A 21,097-nucleotide genomic window follows, 5' to 3' on the forward strand; every position below is an offset into this window, starting at 1 on the left:
GCGCACGTGTACCCTGAATTCGATGTCGCCGTCACGGATCGTCGACAAAGAAGGGTCGCGAACACATGACGGAGACGGCCTCGTTCGATCCTGTTGAATTCGATCCGCGCTACTACGCCCGCGCCCGCCTTTCGGCGAAACAGCGCGTCGCAGGGTTCATCCGCACAAGCACGAGCATCACGCGTAGTGAACTTGCGTCTGCTACCGGCCTGTCGAAATCGGCGACCGCGCAACTCGTGGCTGAACTCCTCGAGGACGGTCTGGTCGCCGAAGTCGGCGACTCCGCCGAAGCCCACCGAGGTACTCGGCGGTCAGCCGTGCTGCGGGCGACGTTGCCCGACGTCATCGTTGCCGGAGTTCACTTTCGGCACGATTCCGTTGCAGCCGGGATCGCCGACATGAACGGAGATCTCATTGCAACTTCCTTGTTCCACTCTGATCTCCAATCGTCTCCAGAGCTGGCGCTCGAACGCGTTGCCGAGCTAGTGCAGGAGCTTGTCCGTACGAGCGCCCCCTTGGATACCCCGCTGGGAGCAGTCGTCATGGCGCTGCCTGGGCCTATTGATGCGACCACCGGCATCGTTCGCTCGCCCAGCGTTCTCTCGGCCTGGTCGGGGGTCGACTCCGCGGGCCTGCTGGCCACCCGCTTGGGCCTGCCCGTGCATGTCGGTAACGACGCGGATCTCGGGGCGTGGGCCGAGCTGGTGCGCGGTTCCGGTCGTGATTTTCGGCACGCCATCTACCTCGAAGCGTCGCGGGGCATCGGGGCCGGCCTCATCCTCGACGGCCGCGTGTACAGCGGGGCACTGGGAATAGCTGGCGAGATCGGGCACGTTCAAATCGACGCCAACGGTCCGCTGTGCCGATGCGGGCAGAATGGATGCGTCGAGATGGTCGTCTCGAGTGGTCCGCTCCTCGATCGCCTGCGGCGGGTCCACGATGCTGACTCGCGCCGGCCCCTGTCGTCTTTCACCGACGAGGTCAGCGCGCGCATCCTGCGCGAGGCGGGCCACACGCTCGGAAAGGTCGTCGCAGAAACCTGCAATGTGCTCAATCCGCAGGCTGTGGTCGTTGGGGGCGAGCTCGGCGAGGCGCATCCCTCCTATCTCGACGGCATGCGAGAGGCGCTGCGTCGCTTCGCCCAGCCGGTCATCGCCCGAGGCCTCGTCGTGGTGCCCGGTCAGTTCGGCGCGAATGCCACGCTGATGGGGTGCTTCGTGCGCGCCACCCATTCCGTTTTTGCGCGTGAGATGAGACTCGAGTCGGAGGGCCATTCTCTGCCCCGCCGCAACGATGGGCTCATCAACCTGGTGCCGCCATTGCGGCTGCCTTCGTCCTAGGTCGCGAGCCTCGTGGCCCAGCAGGACCCCCTCTGCCGATCTCGATGATTGCGATGCCCGCCTCGATGTTCTCTGGTGCGCTGAACACCCGAAGGAGGCGTCGACAGCCCTCCCAGTCCGCCGCACCGTTTTCGAGAAACGGAAGGACGGGGGTGGCGAAGAGTTGACGGAATGAGGTGAACGCGGACATCTGGATCTCCATTGACCTATCAGGTGAAAGACCGGGTTCGTGGGTCTCATCCTGATGCTTGGCATCGCGGGGCCGATCGACGCCTCTTACGCCGATGAGCTGGTTTCTACCTAATGGATGGCGACCCGGGCCTGCTTGACGCCTACAAGGCCGATCCATTTGTTCTGATCGAACGCTGGGAGGCCGACTTCTCCGATGGCTCGGTACGGACAACAGCGTCGAGACCACGAACTGGCTGCACTTCACCGACGCCGATCGGGCCGCTGTCATTCCAGCGGGAATAAGCCACGAAGCTCTCGCACTGGCTCGGGCGGGACTATCCGCCAGTCGCGCTCCGAAGAGGGTGGCTGGCGAAGGCCCAGCTGGCTCGCCGGCGCACCTGACTGCAGCGGGGGACATACGAATTGAGCCGTAGTGTCCGCTACCGTGTTTATGACAACGACGTCAGGATTACTCATGCTCTTGATTACCGGCTCCGCTAGTCCCCTGCCCGACGCGCGCGACAAGCTGATTGCCGCAGCGATTGCGGTCAGCGAGAGCACCCAGCAGGACGACGGCTGTATCAGTTACACGTTCGCCGCCGCCCTCGACGGGGAGGAGATCATCAGTGTCGAGTTGTGGCGCGACCGTGCGGCGCTTGCTGCCCACATGAACCATGACCATACGCGGCAGTTCCTCGCGGACCTGGAGGGAGTTCTTGTCGAGGTCCCCGTCATGCACGAGACCGAGCTCGAGGTGTGAGGCTCGTGCTGCGATGCAGTCGGCATCGCATCGGGCTCGTTTGCCGTGTTGGCGCTCGGCGCATTCATCCTGGTGCGTCGCCGCCGGGTCTGACAACACCGAGGTGTGTCCCGGTCGCGATGTCGTACAGGGGCCAGCTATAAGCGTTTCTAGGCTTGGCTGGTGGGGAGGATGAACAGGTTGGCGAGGTTGACGTGCTCGGGTGCCTGGAGCGCGAACACGACAGCCTCACCGAGCTCGGACGGTTGTACCATCTTTACGTCTGCCCCGGCCTCTCGGATGGTTGCTTTCAGCTCTTCATTGCTGGTGCCCTCGAGTAGTTCGGTGCTGACCTGTCCGGGGTCGATGGTGGTGACGCGGATGTTGTGCTTGCCACCGACCTCCATGCGCAGACCCTCGGACAGGGCGCTGACGGCGAACTTCGTGGCCGAGTAAACGCTGAAGCCCTGCCCGAAGACGCGGCGGCCGGCGATCGAGGAGATGTTGAAGATGTGGCCGGAGTGCTGCTCAATCATGATCGGCAGCACCGCGGCGATACCGTTCAGGACACCCTTGATGTTGATATCGACCATCTGGTCCCACTCGTCCGTCTTGAACTCGTCGATGTCGGAAATGGGCATGATGCCGGCGTTGTTAAATAGCACGTCGACACTGCCGAACTCGTCGCGGAGCGCCTGAGCGGCATCCTTCAGTTCGGCGACGTTGGTGACGTCCGCGACAAACACGCGGGCCGTGCCGCCGTCGGCTTCGATGGAAGCCTTGAGAGTTTCGAGGCGGTCTTTGCGGCGGGCGACGAGGCCGACTGTGACGCCGGCCTTGGCGAGCTGGCGAGCAGTTCCTTCGCCGATTCCGGAAGAGGCTCCGGTCACAAGGGCGATCATCCCGTGAAGGTCTGTCATGTGTGCTTATTCCTTTTTCATAGTGGTGGTTTAGCGGGCAGCGGGGACGTTGTGAAGCGCCACCGCGACAGCACCAAACGTAACGCACGGCCCTTGCGTTGTCAACGCAAGGGCCGTGCGTTACTGCGCTAGAATGATGCTATGAGCGATGGGCGTCAGTTTCAGCGTGCGTACTCGGCACACGCCAAAGCTCAGCGCGCCGCCGATCTGCTCGATGCTGCTCGTCGATTAGGGAGCAGAGACGGGGTGCGCTCCTTGACTCTGACTGCGATCGCGCACGAAGCAGGGGTCCATGTATCTGCGGTGCGTCGCTACTACGCCTCTCGTGAAGAGATCTTGATCCTTCTCACCACTGAGGGGTATCAGGGCTGGAGTGACGAGGTGATCCATCGCCTGCAGGGCCACCTTGTGAAATCGGCAGAATTGGTCGAAGTGCTGGTCTCCACGCTTGAAAACCATCCACTGTTCTGCGACCTGCTCACTCATTCCACCCTCAGCCTGGAACACGAGGTCAGCTTCGAGGCTGTCCGAGGGTTTAAGAAGAGCGCACATCGAAACATCCTCGACCTCACTGAAGCGATCGTTGACGCAACTGACATGAACTCACTATCTGCCGGACTGGTGATCAGCGCTACCGTTGCTCTGGCGGCGACGTTCTGGCAGGCGGGGCATCCCTCGGTACACGTCATCCGCCTCTACCAGGAGGAGCCGAACTTGGCTCACATCGGTGTCGATTTTCGTTCCGCGCTCTCCACACAACTCACCGCGCTCATCGCCGGCCTCGCTTGCCGGACCTCCGATTTCAGCTGAGCGCGAGCGGATGCTTCTCCCGTGACCTACGCCTTATCCTGATGAGATCGGTGATACACCATCGGCGCCCGCGCGGGCCTGTTGCTGCCGAGTCAAGTCCCGGGTATGGATGAATTCTCCGCACGCCGTGGCACGATCATCAGGGCGGCGGCAGCCTGCACGAATTCGCAGTGGCAATGTTCGCGCGAACGTGGCGGTGAGCGCGACCTCACCGTTTCGGCGGCTCTATCGACCACCCCGTGTACGCCTCGGCGAGGTAGGTGCGGCCGGCCTCCGACTCCAGGACGGTCCGCAGTTCGCCGAGCTGGCGGCGGCGGTCGAAGTCGCTGGCGTCGGGGGCGACGTGCAGCATGCTGGTCATCCACCAGGAGAAGTGCTGGGCCTTCCAGATGCGGTCGAGGGCGCGGTCGGCGTACGTGTCGATGAGTTGCCCGTCGCCCTCGGTCAGCAGGGCTCGCAGCGCGTCGGCGAGCAGCACGACGTCGGCGATGGCGAGATTCATGCCTTTGGCGCCGGTGGGCGGCACGGTGTGGGCGGCGTCGCCGACGAGCGCCACCCGGCCGCGGCGCAGCTCGTGCGCCACGACGCTGCGGAAGCGCAGCACGTCGCGCTGGATGACGGGGCCCTCGTTGAGGGTCGTGCCTGGCACCCGTGCCTGCAGGGTGTCCCAGATCTCGGCGTCGCTCGGTGCTGCGGGGTCGGCGGTGGGGTCGCACTGAAAGTACATCCGCTGCACGTCGGGGCTCCGCTGGGAGATCAGGGCGAAGCCGTCGGGTGAGTTGCTGTAGATGAGCTCGTCGGAGCTCGGGGGTGCCTCGCAAAGGATGCCGAACCAGGCGAACGGGTACTCCCGGAAGTAGCCGCCGGAGCGCGACCCGGTCACGGCCGCGCGCACGATGCTGCGCGAACCGTCGGCGCCCACCACGAAGTCGGCCTCGATGCGCACGGGGTCGCCGTGGGCATCCGTGGCGATGATCGCCGGATGCACGGGGTCGCCGTCGTCGACGCCCTCGACGGTGACGCCGAAGCGCAGGTCCTGCTCGGCGGCCAGCCTCAGCGCCAGCAGATCCTTGAGCACCTCGTGCTGCGGGTAGAGCCAGACGCTGCGGCCCACGAGGGAGGGGAAGTCGATGCGGTGACCCTCGCCGACGTCGCCGAAGCGCAGCTCGATGCCATCGTGGCGATGGCCGACCGTGTCGACGCGAGTTGCGGGGTCGATGGTGCGAAGCAGGTCTACGGTGTTCTGCTCGAGGATGCCGGCGCGGATGGTCGACTCGATCTCGGTGCGAGAGCGGGAGTCGACGACGATCGAGCCGAGGCCGGCGTCGGCCAGCAGCTGCGACAGGATGAGCCCGGCGGGGCCGGCGCCGACGATGGCGACACGGGTGCGGACGGTGGTGGGCATGGCGTCTCCTTCGACGGGGTGACGCCATTGTGGGAGCTCGGCGCGCATCCCTATGCCCTGATTCCCGATGATCGGGAATCCGCGAGGACATCGAAGCGCGCGCGGAAAGGCCTCAGGACCGGTAACCCAGCGACCGCGCGATGTCGTTGGCGGCCCGGTGCAGCTCCACCACGGCGAAGTCTGACTCGGCGTCGCGCGGCAGCACCACGGAGAGGGCGGCGATCACCCGCCCGGTCTCGTCGCGCACGGGCACGGCGATTCCGATGGAGACCTCCTCGATGTACCCGGGCGCGATGGCGTGGCCGAGTTGGCGCACTTCGGCGAGCTTGCGGCGCACCGACTCGGGGTCGGAGAGGGTGGCCCGGGTGAGAGGCGCGAGTCTCGACGAGAGCACCCGCTCCTGCAGGTCGGGCGGGCCGAAGGCGAGCAGCACGAGGCCCGAGCTCGAGGCGTGCAACGGCAGCCGGCCTGCCACACGCGTGATGTTCGAGCCCGAGTCGGGGCTGCTGAGGCGTTCGAGGAAGAGGGCCTCGTCCTGCTCCAGGATGGCGAGCTGGGTGTGCTCGCGCACCCGCGACTGCACCCGCTCCATGAACGGCATGGCAGCCTGGCGCAGCCGGAGCGCGTGCGAGGAGCGGGTGGAGAGTTCCCATAGGCGCATGCCGATGCGCACCCGGCGATCCTCGTCCCGCTCGAGCAGGCCCGTGTCGACGAGCTCGTTCACGATGCGGTGCGCCGTGGAGCTCGGCAGGCCGGAGCGACGGCCGATCTCGGTGGCGGTCTGCACGGTGCGAGTGGGCGTGAAGGTGTCCAGGATGCGCACCAGGCGGTCGGTCGCGGAGTCGCCCGTGGGGGAGTTGGCCATGCTCCATGATGGCACCCGCCGAGCATAGTTCCCATTCATCAGGAAGTAGGCGCATCCGATGGTCGCGGTGGCGCACCATGGAGGGTCCCAGTTCCGAGGCGTCGAAGGAGACACCGTGACCCCACAGACCGCCGTGGCTCCGGAGAGCCTGTTGGCCGCGCCCGACCAGGCCTCGCAGCGCGAGATCACCGTCGAGATCGGCTCGTTGCATGCCGAGTTGGAGCGGCGGGAGCGGGCGGGGGAGCGCATCCGGTTGACCGTGCACGACTTTCCGGCCTACCGGTCGAGCGTGCTGCGGCACCCCACGAAGAATCTCAAGCTGGTCGACCCCGAGACGATCGAGCTGCTCTCGCCGGCGTTCGGGCAGCGCGATGTGGCGGCGGTGGAGAGCGACCTCACCATTCAGCACGCGGGCGTGCCGCTCGGGGAGCGGATGACGGTGCGCGGCCGGCTGACCGACTCGTGGGGGCGCCCGGTGGCGAATCAGCTGATCGAGATCTGGCAGGCGAACTCGGCCGGGCGGTACATCCACCAGCGCGACCAGCACCCGGCTCCTCTCGACCCGAACTTCACCGGGGCGGGACGGGCCATCACGAACTCCTCGGGGGAGTATGCGTTCACCACGATCAAGCCCGGCCCCTACCCGTGGAAGAACCACGTGAACGCCTGGCGGCCGGCGCACATCCACTTCTCGGTGTTCGGCAGCTCCTTCACCCAGCGGCTGGTGACGCAGATGTACTTCCCGGGCGACCCGCTGTTCGCGCTCGACCCAATCTTCAACACCATCTGGCGGCAGAAGGACCGGGAGAGCCTGATCGGCGTCTACGACCACGACCTCACCTCGGCCGAGTGGGCCACCGGGTACCGCTTCGACATTGTGGTCGACGGGCCGGATGCCACCTGGTTCGAGAACGAGAGCGAGTGACCATGGCAGTTCCCGCACGCACCCTGCGGCCCACACCCGGGCAGACGGTCGGCCCGTTCTTCGCCTACGGCGTCTCCTACGACCGGATGCATCAGGTCGTCGACCCCTACGCCCCCGGCGCCGCGCTGCTGGGCGGGACGGTCTACGACGGGGCCGGGGCGCCGGTGCCGGATGCGTTCGTGGAGATCTTCGGAGCCGACCCCGACGGGCGGGTGCCGCGGGAGCGGGGCGCGTTCCGGCGCGACGACCACACGTTCACCGGCTTCGGGCGGGCATTCACGAACGACGACGGGCACTACGAGTTCTTCACCCTCGAGCCTGGCGCGGCGACCGGCAGGGCAGCGTTCTTCGCCGCCATCGTGTACGCCCGTGGGCTGCCCGACAAGCTGCACACTCGCATCTACCTGCCCGACTACGAGGCTGCGCTGGCCGACGACGCGTTCCTCGCCTCGCTCTCGCCCGGCGAGCGGGCCAGTCTGATCGCGTCGCGCACACCCTCGGGCGCGCTCCAGCACGACATCCGCCTGCAGGGCGAGGGGGAGACGGTTTTCCTTGATTTCTGAACCCGTAGCCTCTCCCGCTTTCGACCGCGGGTTGCTGACGCCGGTGGCGGTCGGGCACGATGGGCTCGTCTCCGACGAGGCCGTGCTCGCCGCTCTGGTGCGCGCTGAGCTCGGCCTCGTGCGTGCGTGGTCTCTGCTCGGCGCCGTGCAGGTCGAGACGGCCGACGCGATCGCCACGGCCTGGGGTATGGATGCGGGTACCGACGCCGAGAGAGATGGTGCCGCGAACGGAGACACCGCGGGTGCTGAGGTCGGTCATCCAGGCCCGGACGCGGCGCCCTGGGGTGCCGGCTCGCTCGCGATCGACGTGGCAGGGCTCGCCGCGGCCGCGGTCGACGGGGGTAACCCGGTCATCCCGCTCGTGTCGCGCCTCAAGCAGGCGGTCCCGCCGGCGGACCGCACCTGGGTACACCGCGGTGCCACCAGCCAGGACATCCTCGACACCGCCATCATGCTCGTCTCCCGCCAGGCCGTCGACGCCGTGCTCTCTGAGCTGGGCACTGCCGAAGCCTCCCTCTCCGCGTTCGCCGCCGAGCATCGTGACGTGGTCGCGGTCGGCCGCACGCTCGCGCAGCACGCGGTGCCGACCACCGTCGGACTCCGCGCCACCGTGTGGCTGACCGGAATCCGCCGTGCCCGCACCCGGCTGCGGCAGCTTACCCTGCCCGTTCAGCTCGGCGCCGCCGCCGGCACCCGGGCCTCCTTCCTCGCGCTCGGCGGGCCCGGCGCGACCGAACTGCCGGCCCGCTACGCCGAGACCCTCGGCCTCGACGATGCCGGCGCGGTCTGGCACACCAGCCGCTGGCCCGTCACCGAGCTGGCCGACGCCCTCACCCAGACCACGGATGCGCTGGGCAAGCTGGCCGGCGACGTCATCACCCTCACGCGCACCGAGATCGCCGAGCTCTCGGCCGGTGTCGGCGGCGGATCGTCGGCCATGCCGCAGAAGAGCAACCCCGTGGCGGCGGTGCTCATCCGCGCGGCCGCCCTCCGCGCCCCGCAGCTTGCGGCAACCATGCACCTGTGCGCGACCCTGGCCGAAGACGAGCGCCCCGCCGGAGCGTGGCACGCCGAGTGGCCCACCCTGCGCGAACTGCTTCGGCTCACCCTAGCCGCGAGCGCCCATGCCGCGCAGCTCACCGCAGCCCTGCGCGTCGATCGCGACGCCGCGGCGCGCAACCTCGACCTCACTCGCGGGCTCATCCTGTCCGAACGGCTCTCGATCGTGCTGGCGCCCCTCATCGGCGCCGAACGTGTGGCCACCCTGGTGGCGGAGGCCGCGTCCGGTGCCGATCTGGCCGCGCTTGTCGCCGCGCTGCCCGAGGCCGCCGACATCAACATCCCCGCCCTACTCGACCCCGCGAACTACACGGGCGATGCCACGGCCACCGTCGATAGCGCTACCGCTGGGGAGCGCCCTTCCGCCCCTCACCCCACCGACGAGGCGCGCTCGTGACCCTTCCCACCCTCGCAACCCTCGAGCTCGGCGGAGCGGCAGGGCTGCCGCTGCTCGTGCTCGGCCCTTCGCTCGGCACGTCGACCATCCTCTGGGAGACCACCGCACCAGCGCTCGCCGCGCACTACCGCTTATTGGCGTGGGACCTGCCCGGACACGGCCAGTCGCCGGCGGCCACCGAGGGGTTCGCTGTCGCCGACCTCGCCGACGCCGTCGTCGGCGCGGTGGGGAAGGCGGGCGCCGGCGACGAGTCCTTCTTCTACGCCGGCGTGTCGCTCGGCGGCGCGACCGGTCTCGAGCTGCTGCTCCGGCACAGCGATCGCGTGCGTGCCGCTGCCATCGTCGCCTCGGGTGCGCAACTGGGCGACCCGGCCGGTTGGCAGGAGCGCGCGGCAAAGGTGCGCGCCGAGAGCACCTCGAGCATCATCATCGCGTCGGCGCAGCGCTGGTTCGCGCCCGAGTCGATGGCCGCGCATCCTGATCTCACCGGCCGCCTGCTGCACGCGTTGCAGGACGCCGACGACGAGTCCTACGCCTACTGCTGCGAAGCCCTCGCCGCCTACGACGTGCGCGACCGACTCGCGGAAGTGACCTCGCCGGTGCTCGCCCTCTGGGGCCGCCACGACGCCGTCGCCCCCGAGCCCAAGGCGCTCGACATAGCCGAGGGCGTCGCAGACGGCCGAGCCGCCGTGATCGAGGGCGCCGCCCACCTCCCACCCGCCGAGCAGCCCGAGACCACGGCTGACGCGCTGCGGGAATTCTTCGCCCGCTACCCCGAGGGAGCCAGCCCATGACCCGACCCGACGGAACCGGTCTGACCGACGCCGAGCGGTGGGAGCAGGGCATGGCCGTGCGCCGCGCCGTGCTGTCCGACAAGCACGTCGACCGCGCCGCAGCCTCGACCACGCCCCTCACTGCCGCCTGGCAGGACTTCATCACGCGCACCGCCTGGGGCGACGTCTGGTCGCGACCTGGCCTCGACCGCCGCTCACGCTCGGTGGCCGTGCTGACCTCCCTCATCGCCCACGGACACCAGGAGGAGCTCGCGATGCACCTCCACGCTGCCCTCCGCAATGGCCTCACTGTCGAGGAGATCGGCGAGGTCATCCTGCAATCGGCCGTCTACTCCGGCGTGCCCGCTGCCAACACGGCCTTCCGCATAGCGACCGCCGTGTTCGCCGAACCCGAGGACGTCGCCCCGTGATCGACAAGACCCTCCCCAGCACCGCCGCTGCGGTGGCCGGCATCGAAGACGGCTCCACCGTGATGATCGGCGGCTTCGGCCGCGCCGGCCAGCCTGTCGAGCTCATTGACGCCCTCATCGAGCAGGGCGCCGGCGACCTCACGATCGTCAGCAACAACGCCGGCAACGGCGACACCGGTCTGGCCGCGCTGCTGGCGAAGGGGCGGGTGCGCCGTATGATCTGCTCGTTCCCCCGCCAGCACGACTCGTGGGTGTTCGACGGCCTCTACCGGGCCGGCGAGATCGAGCTCGAGATCGTGCCTCAGGGCAATCTCGCCGAGCGCATCCGGGCCGCCGGCGCCGGCATCGGCGCGTTCTTCAGCCCCACCGGCGTCGGCACCGAGCTCGCCGGGGGCAAGGAGGAGCGCACCATCGACGGCCGCCGCTATGTGCTCGAATACCCCATCCGCGCCGACATCGCCCTCATCTCCGCCTACCGCGGCGACCGTTGGGGCAACCTCGTCTACCGCGAGACCGCCCGCAACTTCGGGCCTATCATGGCCGCCGCCGCCAGCACCACGGTGGTGCAGGTCGACGAGGTGGTCGAACTCGGCGCGCTCGACCCCGAGGCCGTCGTGACTCCAGGCATCTTCGTGAATCGGGTGGTGCCTGTGGGCAGCCGGCCGTGGGTTCAGGGTGGCGCCTTCGTCGGCGGCGTCGACATCGAGGGCCGCTCGTGCCAGGTGCGCTCGTGACCCGCATCAGCCGCGAGGAGCTCGCCGCGCGCATCGCCGCCGACATCCCCGAGGGCGCGTACGTCAACCTCGGCATCGGCGCGCCGACGCTCGTGGCGAACTACCTGCTGGCCGATCTCGAGATCATCCTGCACACCGAGAACGGCCTGCTCGGCATGGGTCCGGCACCCGACGCCGGGCTGATCGATCCCGACCTCATCAACGCCGGCAAACAGCCCGTCACCGCCCTTGCCGGAGCGGCGTACTTCCATCACGCCGACTCCTTCGGCATGATGCGCGGCGGCCACCTCGACATCTGCGTACTCGGCGCCTTCCAAGTGAGCGCCACCGGCGATCTCGCCAACTGGTCCACCGGCGCCCCCGGCGCCATCCCGGCTGTCGGCGGCGCCATGGACCTCGCCATCGGCGCCAAGGACGTGTTCGTGATGACCGACCTGCTCACCAAATCGGGTGAGTCGAAGTTGGTGGCCGAGTGCGTCTATCCGCTCACCGGAGTGGGATGCGTCTCCCGCGTCTACACCGACCGTGCCGTCTTCGACGTGACCGGCGACGGCTTCCGAGTGCGCGAACTCTTCGGAGGCACCACCATCGATCAACTCGAGCAGCTCATCCGCCTCGACCTACGGAATAAGGACTGACTCATGACCGCGAGTTTCATCCACGACGCTGTACGCACCCCTTTCGGCCGCGCCGGCGGCGCACTCGCCGGCGTGCGTCCCGACGACCTGGCCGCCCTGGTGATGGCTTCGATCGTTGAGCGCACCGGACTCGAACCGGCCCGCATCGACGACGTGGTGTTCGGCGACGCCAACCAGGCAGGGGAGGACAACCGCAATATCGCCCGCTTCGGCGCCCTGCTCGCCGGTTTCCCGACCACCGTCACCGGAACCACCATCAACCGGCTCTGCGCCTCATCCCTCGACGCCGTCATCCAGGGCTCCCGCGCCATTGAGGCGGGCGACGCCGACATCGTGCTGGCCGGCGGAGTCGAGTCGATGAGCCGGGCCCCCTATGTCATGGAGAAGTCGCCGAAGGGCTGGCCTGCGTCGGGCAATCCGACCCTCTGGAACACCTCGATCGGCTGGCGCATGATCAACCCGGCGCTGCCGCGGGAGTGGGCCGTGAGCAACGGAGAGTCGGCTGAGCACATCGCCCGCACCTGGGGTATCGGCCGCGAAGAGCAGGATGAATTCTCGGTGCGTTCGCACCGCCTCGCCGCCCAGGCCTGGGCATCCGGAATCTACGACAGCGAGACTGTGCAGGTTCCCGGAGCGCCACTCGTGCGAGACGAGGGTATCCGCGACAACAGCACCGTCGAGAAGCTGGCCGCGCTCAAGGCGCTGTTCGCCGCCGACGGGAGTGTCACCGCCGGCAACTCCTCCTCCATCAACGACGGCGCCTCCGCCGTGCTCGTGGCCGCCGAAGGCGCCCTCGATGGTGATCCGCTCGCGCGCATCGCAGGCCGCGCCGCCCACGGGGTCGATCCGCAGGACTTCCCGATCGCCCCCATCGAAGCCGCAAACAAAGCCCTCGCTCGCGCCGGCCGTCGCTGGGCGGACGTCGACTTCGTCGAGCTCAACGAGGCCTTCGCTTCTCAGTCCCTGGCCTGTCTCAAGGGCTGGCCCGAGCTCGACCCCGAGCGACTCAACATCCATGGCGGGGCACTCGCCATCGGGCATCCGCTCGGCGCCTCGGGAGGCCGCATCATCGGGCACGCCGCCCACGAGCTCGCCCGACGCGGCGGCGGCGTCGTAGTCGTCGCCATCTGCATCGGAGTCGGCCAGGGCCTGGCCGTGGTGCTCGAGCGCTAAATCGTAGCTTGGGTGTCCCATCCGCGTCACGGCCGAGTACAGGCGGTGTTGGGCGCAGCCCGACTCGCGGGACCGACCTCAAAGAGAAACCTAGGCTACGGCGATAGTAATCTTTCGGGTCAATCACCGGTCAGACGTCTACATGGCAGCCTGAGGAATTGTGCCAACCATCTGGACATTGCTCTGGCCGCGCACGGATATGTGCTCCTAGCTCACCGTCTCGATGAGTCTCTTAGAACTATTGCAGAGCTGTGGGGCATGGTCAGCCCCGAACTCGTCGTTGTAATGGGTGGCATGACCGGGCCGGACGAGCGAGCCATCCGTGGCACACACACAAGGCTCCTAAGAACAAACGGCTTCATCTCCCACGAGCAGGCCGGGAGCCTGCAAGTCGAATATCTCACCGCAAAGGGTCACCGAACGCTTGGATACGCCTACAGCGTGGCCAGTGCCGTGGAGCTAGTGGCACGAGAACGCCACGGTGGCGCGGCCCGCGCTGCTTCTGCTTTCGCACTTCCGGACCTTTCTGTGGAGAAAATCGATCCGCGTCAGCCGACCACTGTTGCGCGAGCGGTCGATCGTTGGACGGCCCCAGGCAGCAGCGTCACTGCGGTCTGCGCACACAACGATGAAATAGCGCTCATGATCCTGGAGTGTCTCTACGAGCGCGGTCTACGCCCCGGCGTTGACCTATCCGTTATTGGCGTCGACGATATCCCTGCTGCCCGGATAAATCTCACCACTGTACGAGTAGACGTAGATGCGTGGAGTCGAGCGGTGGCCGATGGTGCGCTTTCAATACTTCTGGGAAATGAGAGACCGACCTTGGAGGGTGAATACTTGGAGGTAGTTGCGCGCAGCTCTGCGTGATCGTGTGCCGCGGCCATACTCCTTCAGACCAGTCGTAGGCGAGGTGGGCGTGGGCAAGCCCTCGCCGACCTGCAGCAGCAGGGACTGATTCGGCACCTCGGCATCAGCAACGCCACCAACAACGAGGTCGAAGTGGCACTGTCCATCGCCCCGATGGTGTCCGTGCAGAACATACGATCTAGTCGATCAGCTCGCCGCGCAGCAAGTGGCCTATATTCCCTTCCTCCCCTCGGGGGCTTTACCCCCCTGCAGCGATCGCAGAGCGATTGAAGTCGACGCCGATGGCAGTGGTGCTAGCCTGAGGCCGTTCTTGATGGCCCAGCGGAAGAAGCCGCGGGCAAGTGAGCGGGTGGCGGTTCCGCCGGCGAGCCAGGCGTCGATGTCGTGCTGGCTGCAGTCCTTGATCGCTGTGTTCCGCGTGTGGAGGAAGCGGAGGAACTCGAGTGCGTGCTGGTGTATTGCCGGGCGGCGAGGAGGGTCGGTGAGCTGGCTTTCGTCAGGCAGTCGGGGTTTCACCTCGTTCGTCGAGTGACGCCGTACCTGCTTCATCTCTGGCCCAAGTAAAAGTGAAGGCGTCGAAGCCATGAAGGTACGTTGGCGGCGATGAGAGTCGAGCCGCCCGACTATCGCACCCGGTATGGAAAATTATCGCTCGTCGTAAACCAGACCCTTCGCGGTTAGCCGCGAACGCATCAAATTGACATCAAGGCTAAGATGACCTTCGGCGTAGAGTAAACGCTTCTCTTCCTCCATCATGGCCCGCTGCCTCCCTGCCGCCAGCACCCTCTCAGCATCCAATCTCGGTACCACGCACACACCGTCGTCATCTGCGACGAGGACGTCGCCTGGAACAATAGCGACCCCTGCGCAAACCAAGGGGAGTTGAACATCGGAAAGAGTCTCCTTGACCGTTCCTTGTGCACTCACAGTCTTACTCCAAACAGGGAAGTTCATTACGCGGAGTTGAGCTACGTCTCGGACGCCCGCGTCGATGATTAGTCCGACAATGCCATGTGCCGCCGCAGATGTCGCCAGTAGATCACCGAAGTAGCCGTCATCACACGGCGAGATCGGAGACACGATCAAAATGTCACCGGGGACGGCCTGCTCAATCGCTACGTGAATCATCCAGTTGTCCCCGGGCGGCACCGAGCATGTGAGTGCAGTGCCGGCTATAGCTGGACCCTCTTGACGGGGACGAATTCGACCTGCAAGAAGCCCGGTTCGGCCCTGCGCCTCGTGAACTGTGGCTACACCCAATTGCGCCAGCCCTGTACAGATGTCCTCAGGTGCCCGCACGACCCCCGTGCCCACACGGGCCATGTCAGGCGACACCTACGTACTGGGGATCAAACACTCCGCCTGTCATGGCGACTTGATCGGAGTTCAAGAGGTTTGCCCTTACCATCAGGTCGACGGATGTCCTCAGCGCGGCGTCGGGCACCACCAATCGTGTGGGCCACATTCCTAGAGCGCGCGTGTAGTCGAACCCCCTCTTTGCCAAGTCGGCGTCACCGGGGGTGGTTATGCGCTCGTAGACTGGAAGCGTGATCCGATCGTTCTGCGGGTCGTTGATGAACTCGTGCGCATCTCTGAGCGCGGCTACTAGGCGCCTGACGGAATCGGTGTTGGCGCGCAGCCAGTTGTCGGCACCGACGAGGGCGGCGAACAACACCTCGGGTATGACGTCGGACACCTCCGCGATGAGATCAAAGCCTTCGCGTTCCGCAAGGAAATTCCAGGGGGCTGGTTGAGGAGCACAGTCGATCTCGCCTTGTCGCAGCGCCGTCCACCGGGTCGTGTGAATTCCTGAAAGCACAAACTCATAGTCGGCCGGATAGGTCAGCCCATCACGTTGAAGCATCTCACGGACGTAGACCGCGGTGCCTTCAGTCAGCGATGACGTTCCAATTCGTTTGCCGCGCAGATTTGCCACATTTCCGACACCTTTGCTTGCAACCAGTGACATCGGCAGGCGAAGTGAGTTCGCCGCGATAATGCGCAAATCGCCACCGGCAACATAATTCGCGATTGCTCCCTCTGGCGGAGTGATTGCCAGATCCGCAGTGCCAGACTGGACGGCTTGCGTGGCCTTCTCAACGCTTCCTAAGCGCAGAAATTCGATCTCGACACGTCGGTCACTGAGCATTCCCTGCTCCACGGCTATGAACACCGGGAGCCAGTTGAAGCCCTGGGCGCCGCCAGCCATTTTGATTGTCGTGGTGCCGGTCATCTCTCTCTCAATCCGTTCGTCGTAGTTGCTGGGCGTGATCGAGTAATCCGCACCTCAGCGTCCTTGTCCTGAAAGCAGGGCATCGAGCCTCGGGTATACGCGGCGTGCGTTGCCCTCGAGGATCTTGTGCCGAGCATGCTCCTCGAGGTCAGCCGCATCGATGTAGCGCTTGGTGTCATCGAACTCCTGACCTGTCTCGGGGTCCGGGCCACGAACAGCCCCTAGCTGCTCGGATCCAAATAGCAGGCTCCCGGGGTCGACTATTCTCACGAGCAAGTCGATTCCTGCCTGGTGATATACGCATGTATCAAATGACACGTTGCGCATTACATGGAGATCGAGCGGCGGCTTGCCGAGCATCAAAGCAAGCCCTCGGTAGCGACCCCAGTGAAAGGGCGCCGCGCCTCCACCATGCGGAATGACAAGCATGAGCGCTTCGTATCGCTCGAACAGGTCACCCTCGACAAGCTGCATAAATGCGATGGTGTCGGCAGCAATGTAGTGGGCTCCTGTTGTGTGGACTGCAGGATCGCAAGAAGCTGAAGCGTGGATCATTCCGGGCACTGACAGCTCAATCATTGCCTCCCATAAGGGATCCCACCACGGGTCATGAAGCGGCCGCGTCACCCAACGCCCGCCCGAGGGATCGGGATTGATGTTGCATCCGACGGCGCCCGCCTCCACACAGCGTCGAAGCTCATTGACGAGCGGTTCGATTCCTCCCATGACCGTTTGTGGTAGCTGACAGACTGCCGCAAAATTTCGGGGGAAGAGCTGAGCAATCCGCAGGACAGTATCGTTGGAGAATCTCGCCCAACCAAGCGCCAAATCTAGGTTTGCAACGTGATGACCCATCGCGGATGCGCGCGGTGAAAGCAGTGTGAAGTCCAAACCACGCTCCTGTTGGAGCCGTAACTGGTTTTCAGACACAATCTGAGCCAACGCCGAATCGCCGACCGTAGGGGCCGTAGGTAGCCGCTTACCTCGCCGGTCGGCGAAAGCTAGTTGAGCCGATCTGAAGGCTTCAAATTCTGGTGGCTCGGTCGTGAAGTGGCCATGGCAATCGATAGCTAACCCGGGCAAGAGAAGACCCCTCTGATACGCAGCAGCCGCTAAGGCGTGCTAGATGGTTGTACCGGTCAGGTGGCGGTTATATTCGGGGCTCACATTCCGTGCCGCCCGCGCCAGCGCCTGAGTAAAGGGTTTCCTCACCGTTTCGTAAGCTCGTAGTGCCGCAGTGACATTCTCTTGTCTCGACAGACAACGCGCGAGCTCGTCCGCATCCTGGATGGCCTGGTTGGCCCCCTGCCCTAGTAGAGGCCTCATCGCGTGCGCTGCATCCCCAAGTAGAGTGACGCTGTCACCGCTCCACTCATCAATCGGCGGAAGATCGAAAAGGCGATATGCTCGCGTGTTGACCATTCCGATGCGCATAGCATTCAGAACTACAGGGTCGGTGTCTGCCGGGTAGGTCGCGAGGATTCGTTCTACGGGCACAGGGGCATCGCCCAAATCTTCCAATAGATCGCCTTGGTACAGAGACGTGTCAACGCCTACGTGGCCTCCCCCGCGAGTAGGCGCAAACAGAGCGTTCGTGGAAGAGCCGTCGGGCCTGACATGCTCCCATCGGCGCATCCGGTCGTTTGGCCAGCCAGGTGGCAGCACATTTACCGGCACAATGCCCCGACAGATAGTGGCATCGGCCGGTTTCGCCTTGACGTCTGAGAACAGCCTTCGAACCGTCGAGCGGATGCCGTCGGCGCCGACCAGTGCCGATGAAATGACGACTTCACCGCTGTCAAAGTGTGCTTCCGCACGATCTCCACGGTCCACAACGTGGCTCAGTCGCATCCCGGTGTGGGTGCGCTCAGCGGGGATGTGTTTCAAGAGTTCAGCATGCAAGTCGGATCGTTGGATTCCGAAAAGCTCGCGGTATCCCTCTCGGCCCTCTACGTCGATTCCCAAATCACTGAGGCCCGGAAATTTCGAATGTCTGACAAATTCACCAGACATTTTTCTCAGCTCAATGCTGCTGCAATCCGACGCGTATTGACGAACTCCGTCAGCCAGGCCCCACGATTGGAGAACGCCTAGTGAGAATGAATCGATGGTGATCGTCCCGCCAACCTCGCCGAAGGCGAGAGCCTGGTCGTATAGGTCCACCGTGAAACCCGCACGGTGAAGGATCGCCGCGCAAGCGACTCCGCCGATCCCGGCCCCAATCACGGTGACGGAGACTTCTGCACTTGCGTTGTCTTTAGGGTCTGTCATCAGGATCTCCAATGCTCGGAGGGGTTGGAATAAAACTATTTGACCGGAACCGTTCTATAGGTCGGTCGTGTCGAGGTTCGGTTAGTCAGAGTTACTCGGCTTGAGTCACGCTGCGGTCGGAAGGGCTGGACCCTTGGCTGACTTGGGCACTTCGTCGCCGAGCTCAGAAGGTCGGCCACGGGCATAACTTATGGCTCCCGGACGCCGGGGGAGGGGCTCGAAGTAGGGGTTCGCTCGGCTAGTCGAGAAGCAAGACAAACTCGACATCGCTGATAGGCCAGTGGAGTGCACCTCATGCATCTTCATCGTCCCCGTCGAACGCACCTAACCCTTGCCTGCGCGGAAAGCAACGCAACCGGCGGTCCTACCCCGAGACGACCGCTGATTGCCAGTCCTTTAGACGCCATCGTCTTCTCCTGTGTTGTTGAGCTTTAGGGAGTTGGCTGGACGATCGATATCGCCCACGGCGACGGCCACGTGCATTCTCCTCGACAAGAGGCTATTGCGACCAAAGAAGTTATGCAAGAGCCTCCCTTCCGTGCACGAGGTCGCAATTGTGCACATAATGTACCGAATCCCGTAGTTTTTCGTTCTCCTACTCACCGTGCTCCGCGCTGCGGTCGCGGGTCGCCTGGTTGCGCCGTTGTTGGAGTCGTAGGAGGCCCGTTCCATGGCGCTCCAGCCCCAGCAGTTGGCCGCGTCGAATTGTGCCGGCGCCGCCTCCTTCCTTGCAGTGCTTGGTCGCCGCGAACGGCATCGGCGGCGTGCGGGGCAGAGCCGATCGCCCGGTCCACGAGCCGATGTCACCGATGGGGTGCCCACCCCACGGCGATGCAAACCGCTCCCGATGAGAATCAGGCGACAGGCGACAGGTGACAGTCGGAGGCGGTACGATCGCCAGCCTGCGCACGACCACCTGAAGGGTCGGAGACGCGTCCTAGTTGAGCGCGATGCCGTGCCCGAATCGATAGAGGGGGTTTTCGGTGTCGAAGGGTACATCCTCGCGGCTTGTTTCGATCGCTGCCATCGAGCGGGGCAGGTCGAATGGCAGCTGCGCCCGCGTGGGCGCCGCACCGAAGAGCACGTCAAGCAGGGCCGAATCGGCACAGCCGTAGGTGGCAACGAGTCCCGAAGCGACCGCGTCGATGGGTGCCAAGATTGCTGGACGGTCGAGGTACACGTCAACGATCGTTGGCAAGGATCGAGCAACAGTCTCGACGTGTTTCACGGTTTCGGGCGCGAAGTCTAGGGATCCGTTGTGGAAGAAGGATTCGAAGCCTTCGCCTCGGGTCTCATAGGGCGCGCTCAACCTGAGGATCGCGGCATCGGCCTCTGACGGATCCTTGACGAGCTCCGCATATGCGGCGACGGACTCGGGCGCCAATCCTTCCACGTACAGACGGATGCCCCGTTTCAGTGGCAGGGTCGACACTTCATTTCCTACGGGTCGGTCGCGCAACACGGTCACTGAGGCCTGCTGCGCGGCGTAGCCAGCAGCACGAAATTCTTCACTGCCCACGATCACAGCATCATTAACGTCGACGAACGGTGCATCGAACAGACCCAGGGCGAACTTCTCGATGAGCAGGCGGCGCACGCTGACATCGAGACGGGACTCAGCGACTCGGCCGTCGGCGACAAGTGAAAGCAGGATCTCTGTGCACAACTCCCCACCGAATTGGTCCACACCAGCCTCCAGCAGCCTCAGCATCCGCTCCTCACGGCTGAGGTGCTCGACGCCCCAGGCTCGTGCCGGAAACGGGTGGCCAAAAATGACGGCGTCCGTAATCAAGCCCCAGTCGGTGCAGACGACTCCCTCAAAGCCGAGCTGCTCGCGCAGCAGCGACGTGATGATCGTCTTATTGAACGCGAAGCCGACTTCCTCATACTCGGTGCCGACCGGCATTCCGTAATACGGCATCATCTGGCGTGTTCCCGCGTCGATCGCCGCACCGAAGGGCTCAAGGTGGTGCTTGAACATGCCGCCTGGGTAGACCTGCTCGCGACCGTAGGCGAAGTGCGCGTCATCGCCATCCTTCTGCGGCCCGGCGCCTGGAAAATGTTTCGTCATCGTCGAAACGGACGCCGCTCCGAAGACATCGCCCTGGAAACCCCGAATATACGCCCGCGTCAACCGCATGGTCAGTTCAGCGTCTTCCCCGAAGGTTGCGGAACCGCGTGACCAACGCGGTTCCGTGGCAAGGTCGACCTGCGGGTGCAAAGCAGTTCGGATGCCGACCGCCAGATACTCCCGGCGGGCGATGTCAGCAAATCGGCCAACGAGCTCTTCGTCCCGCGTCGCCGCGAGGCCGAGTGTCTCAGGCCATTGCGAAAAGGGGCCAGCGATCATTGCTGTGCCTGGGTTGTCCGTGAAGGCATGTCTCGGGTCGGTCGAGAACGTGACCGGGATGCCCGCGCCGGTGCGTGCTGCGAACTCTTGGACGGCGTTATGCCAAGCGGCGAATTCGCGACCGGTCGGAGCGGCCCCCGAGAGGTTGAAGTGGGTCATCCTCCGAGTTGTAATCATCGACGCTAGCGAGGGGAACTCGAAGACCGGGTGTGCTTCGTGGATATCCGCGACCGCCGTAATTTGGTGGAACAGCTGCCCAGCCTTGTCTGCCAGGTCCAGCCGGGCGACAAGGTCATCCGCCCGCTGCTCCGGGCTCAGCAGTGCGTCCTGCCAGGGGTAATCGATCGTACGAGGCATGGCTCGAGACTCCTTCGTCCAGGATTTGGTGACCGGCCGGAAGTGCCGGCAGAGGGCTGTGACGACCCTAACA

Annotated in this window: 21 protein-coding genes; 13 read left to right on the plus strand and 8 right to left on the minus strand. The window is 65.1% G+C overall.

Translation table 11 applies throughout. The features are described from left to right. The first annotated feature begins 65 nt into the window (after window positions 1–65). Together N1032_RS18345 and N1032_RS18350 are read left to right on the plus strand one after the other, a co-directional pair. Entirely contained in the window at window positions 66–1,340 is a 1,275-nt protein-coding gene (locus N1032_RS18345) for an ROK family transcriptional regulator (protein WP_259540681.1), read from the plus strand. Window positions 1,341–1,986: 646 nt separating this feature from the next. Beyond that, window positions 1,987–2,271: a putative quinol monooxygenase gene (locus N1032_RS18350; protein WP_259540683.1), complete on the plus strand. Its 285-nt coding sequence runs from the start codon at window positions 1,987–1,989 to the stop codon at window positions 2,269–2,271. A gap of 149 nt (window positions 2,272–2,420) precedes the next feature. Here N1032_RS18350 and N1032_RS18355 read toward each other — a convergent pair whose 3' ends face one another. Next, window positions 2,421–3,170 (minus strand): SDR family oxidoreductase, encoded by a 750-nt coding sequence (locus N1032_RS18355; RefSeq protein ID WP_259540685.1) that lies wholly within the window; start codon window positions 3,168–3,170, stop codon window positions 2,421–2,423. A 141-nt stretch (window positions 3,171–3,311) separates the two neighbouring features. Here N1032_RS18355 and N1032_RS18360 point away from each other — a divergent pair, with 141 nt between their 5' ends. After that, entirely contained in the window at window positions 3,312–3,980 is a 669-nt protein-coding gene (locus N1032_RS18360; protein ID WP_259540689.1) for a TetR family transcriptional regulator, read from the plus strand. Window positions 3,981–4,188: 208 nt separating this feature from the next. Here the strand turns inward: N1032_RS18360 and N1032_RS18365 are convergent, their stop codons facing one another. Next, entirely contained in the window at window positions 4,189–5,385 is a 1,197-nt protein-coding gene (locus tag N1032_RS18365) for a 4-hydroxybenzoate 3-monooxygenase (protein ID WP_259540690.1), read from the minus strand. Between the two features lie 112 nt (window positions 5,386–5,497). Then, the gene (locus tag N1032_RS18370; RefSeq protein ID WP_310795968.1) at window positions 5,498–6,265 is read right to left on the minus strand and encodes an IclR family transcriptional regulator; all 768 of its coding nucleotides are present in this window, start codon (window positions 6,263–6,265) and stop codon (window positions 5,498–5,500) included. A gap of 100 nt (window positions 6,266–6,365) precedes the next feature. Between N1032_RS18370 and pcaH the strand changes: the two genes are divergently transcribed. From pcaH to N1032_RS28450, 10 genes are all read left to right on the plus strand, one after another. Beyond that, window positions 6,366–7,175 (plus strand): protocatechuate 3,4-dioxygenase subunit beta, encoded by an 810-nt coding sequence (pcaH, locus tag N1032_RS18375; protein WP_259540691.1) that lies wholly within the window; start codon window positions 6,366–6,368, stop codon window positions 7,173–7,175. Window positions 7,176–7,177: 2 nt separating this feature from the next. Then, complete coding sequence (gene pcaG, locus N1032_RS18380; protein WP_259540693.1) at window positions 7,178–7,738, plus strand: protocatechuate 3,4-dioxygenase subunit alpha; 561 nt, start codon at window positions 7,178–7,180, stop codon at window positions 7,736–7,738. Next, window positions 7,728–9,194 carry a lyase family protein gene (locus N1032_RS18385; protein ID WP_259540695.1) on the plus strand — a complete coding sequence of 489 codons (1,467 nt, stop codon included), beginning with the start codon at window positions 7,728–7,730 and terminating at the stop codon, window positions 9,192–9,194. Before pcaG ends, N1032_RS18385 begins: the two co-directional genes overlap by 11 nt. Continuing rightward, on the plus strand, window positions 9,191–9,988 hold the full coding sequence (locus N1032_RS18390) for an alpha/beta fold hydrolase (protein ID WP_259540697.1): 798 nt from the start codon (window positions 9,191–9,193) through the stop codon (window positions 9,986–9,988). Before N1032_RS18385 ends, N1032_RS18390 begins: the two co-directional genes overlap by 4 nt. After that, window positions 9,985–10,398 (plus strand): 4-carboxymuconolactone decarboxylase, encoded by a 414-nt coding sequence (gene pcaC, locus N1032_RS18395; RefSeq protein WP_259540701.1) that lies wholly within the window; start codon window positions 9,985–9,987, stop codon window positions 10,396–10,398. The genes N1032_RS18390 and pcaC overlap by 4 nt, the downstream gene beginning before the upstream one ends. Continuing rightward, window positions 10,395–11,132 (plus strand): 3-oxoacid CoA-transferase subunit A, encoded by a 738-nt coding sequence (locus tag N1032_RS18400; RefSeq protein WP_259540702.1) that lies wholly within the window; start codon window positions 10,395–10,397, stop codon window positions 11,130–11,132. Before pcaC ends, N1032_RS18400 begins: the two co-directional genes overlap by 4 nt. Next, window positions 11,129–11,770 (plus strand): 3-oxoacid CoA-transferase subunit B, encoded by a 642-nt coding sequence (locus N1032_RS18405; protein ID WP_259540704.1) that lies wholly within the window; start codon window positions 11,129–11,131, stop codon window positions 11,768–11,770. Before N1032_RS18400 ends, N1032_RS18405 begins: the two co-directional genes overlap by 4 nt. Before the next feature lie 3 nt (window positions 11,771–11,773). Beyond that, window positions 11,774–12,943, plus strand: coding sequence for a thiolase family protein (locus tag N1032_RS18410; RefSeq protein WP_259540705.1), 1,170 nt, complete (start codon window positions 11,774–11,776; stop codon window positions 12,941–12,943). Window positions 12,944–13,201: 258 nt separating this feature from the next. Then, window positions 13,202–13,813: a substrate-binding domain-containing protein gene (locus N1032_RS18415; RefSeq protein ID WP_259540706.1), complete on the plus strand. Its 612-nt coding sequence runs from the start codon at window positions 13,202–13,204 to the stop codon at window positions 13,811–13,813. Window positions 13,814–13,915: 102 nt separating this feature from the next. After that, entirely contained in the window at window positions 13,916–14,083 is a 168-nt protein-coding gene (locus N1032_RS28450; protein ID WP_407933056.1) for a hypothetical protein, read from the plus strand. Between the two features lie 375 nt (window positions 14,084–14,458). Here the strand turns inward: N1032_RS28450 and N1032_RS18420 are convergent, their stop codons facing one another. From N1032_RS18420 to N1032_RS18440, 5 genes are all read right to left on the minus strand, one after another. Further along, complete coding sequence (locus N1032_RS18420; protein WP_259540707.1) at window positions 14,459–15,136, minus strand: 4-carboxy-4-hydroxy-2-oxoadipate aldolase/oxaloacetate decarboxylase; 678 nt, start codon at window positions 15,134–15,136, stop codon at window positions 14,459–14,461. A 1-nt stretch (window position 15,137) separates the two neighbouring features. Further along, a complete protein-coding gene (locus tag N1032_RS18425; RefSeq protein ID WP_259540708.1) occupies window positions 15,138–16,046 on the minus strand; it encodes an ABC transporter substrate-binding protein in 909 nt (302 codons plus the stop codon). Window positions 16,047–16,100: 54 nt separating this feature from the next. Beyond that, window positions 16,101–17,129 carry an amidohydrolase family protein gene (locus N1032_RS18430; RefSeq protein ID WP_259540709.1) on the minus strand — a complete coding sequence of 343 codons (1,029 nt, stop codon included), beginning with the start codon at window positions 17,127–17,129 and terminating at the stop codon, window positions 16,101–16,103. Window positions 17,130–17,168: 39 nt separating this feature from the next. Next, window positions 17,169–18,317: an FAD-dependent oxidoreductase gene (locus N1032_RS18435; RefSeq protein WP_259540710.1), complete on the minus strand. Its 1,149-nt coding sequence runs from the start codon at window positions 18,315–18,317 to the stop codon at window positions 17,169–17,171. Window positions 18,318–19,254: 937 nt separating this feature from the next. Then, entirely contained in the window at window positions 19,255–21,024 is a 1,770-nt protein-coding gene (locus N1032_RS18440; protein ID WP_259540714.1) for a glycoside hydrolase family 3 protein, read from the minus strand. Between the last annotated feature and the right edge of the window lie 73 nt (window positions 21,025–21,097).

It is taken from the genome of Herbiconiux daphne, assembly GCF_024979295.1.
Taxonomy (GTDB): domain Bacteria; phylum Actinomycetota; class Actinomycetes; order Actinomycetales; family Microbacteriaceae; genus Herbiconiux; species Herbiconiux daphnes.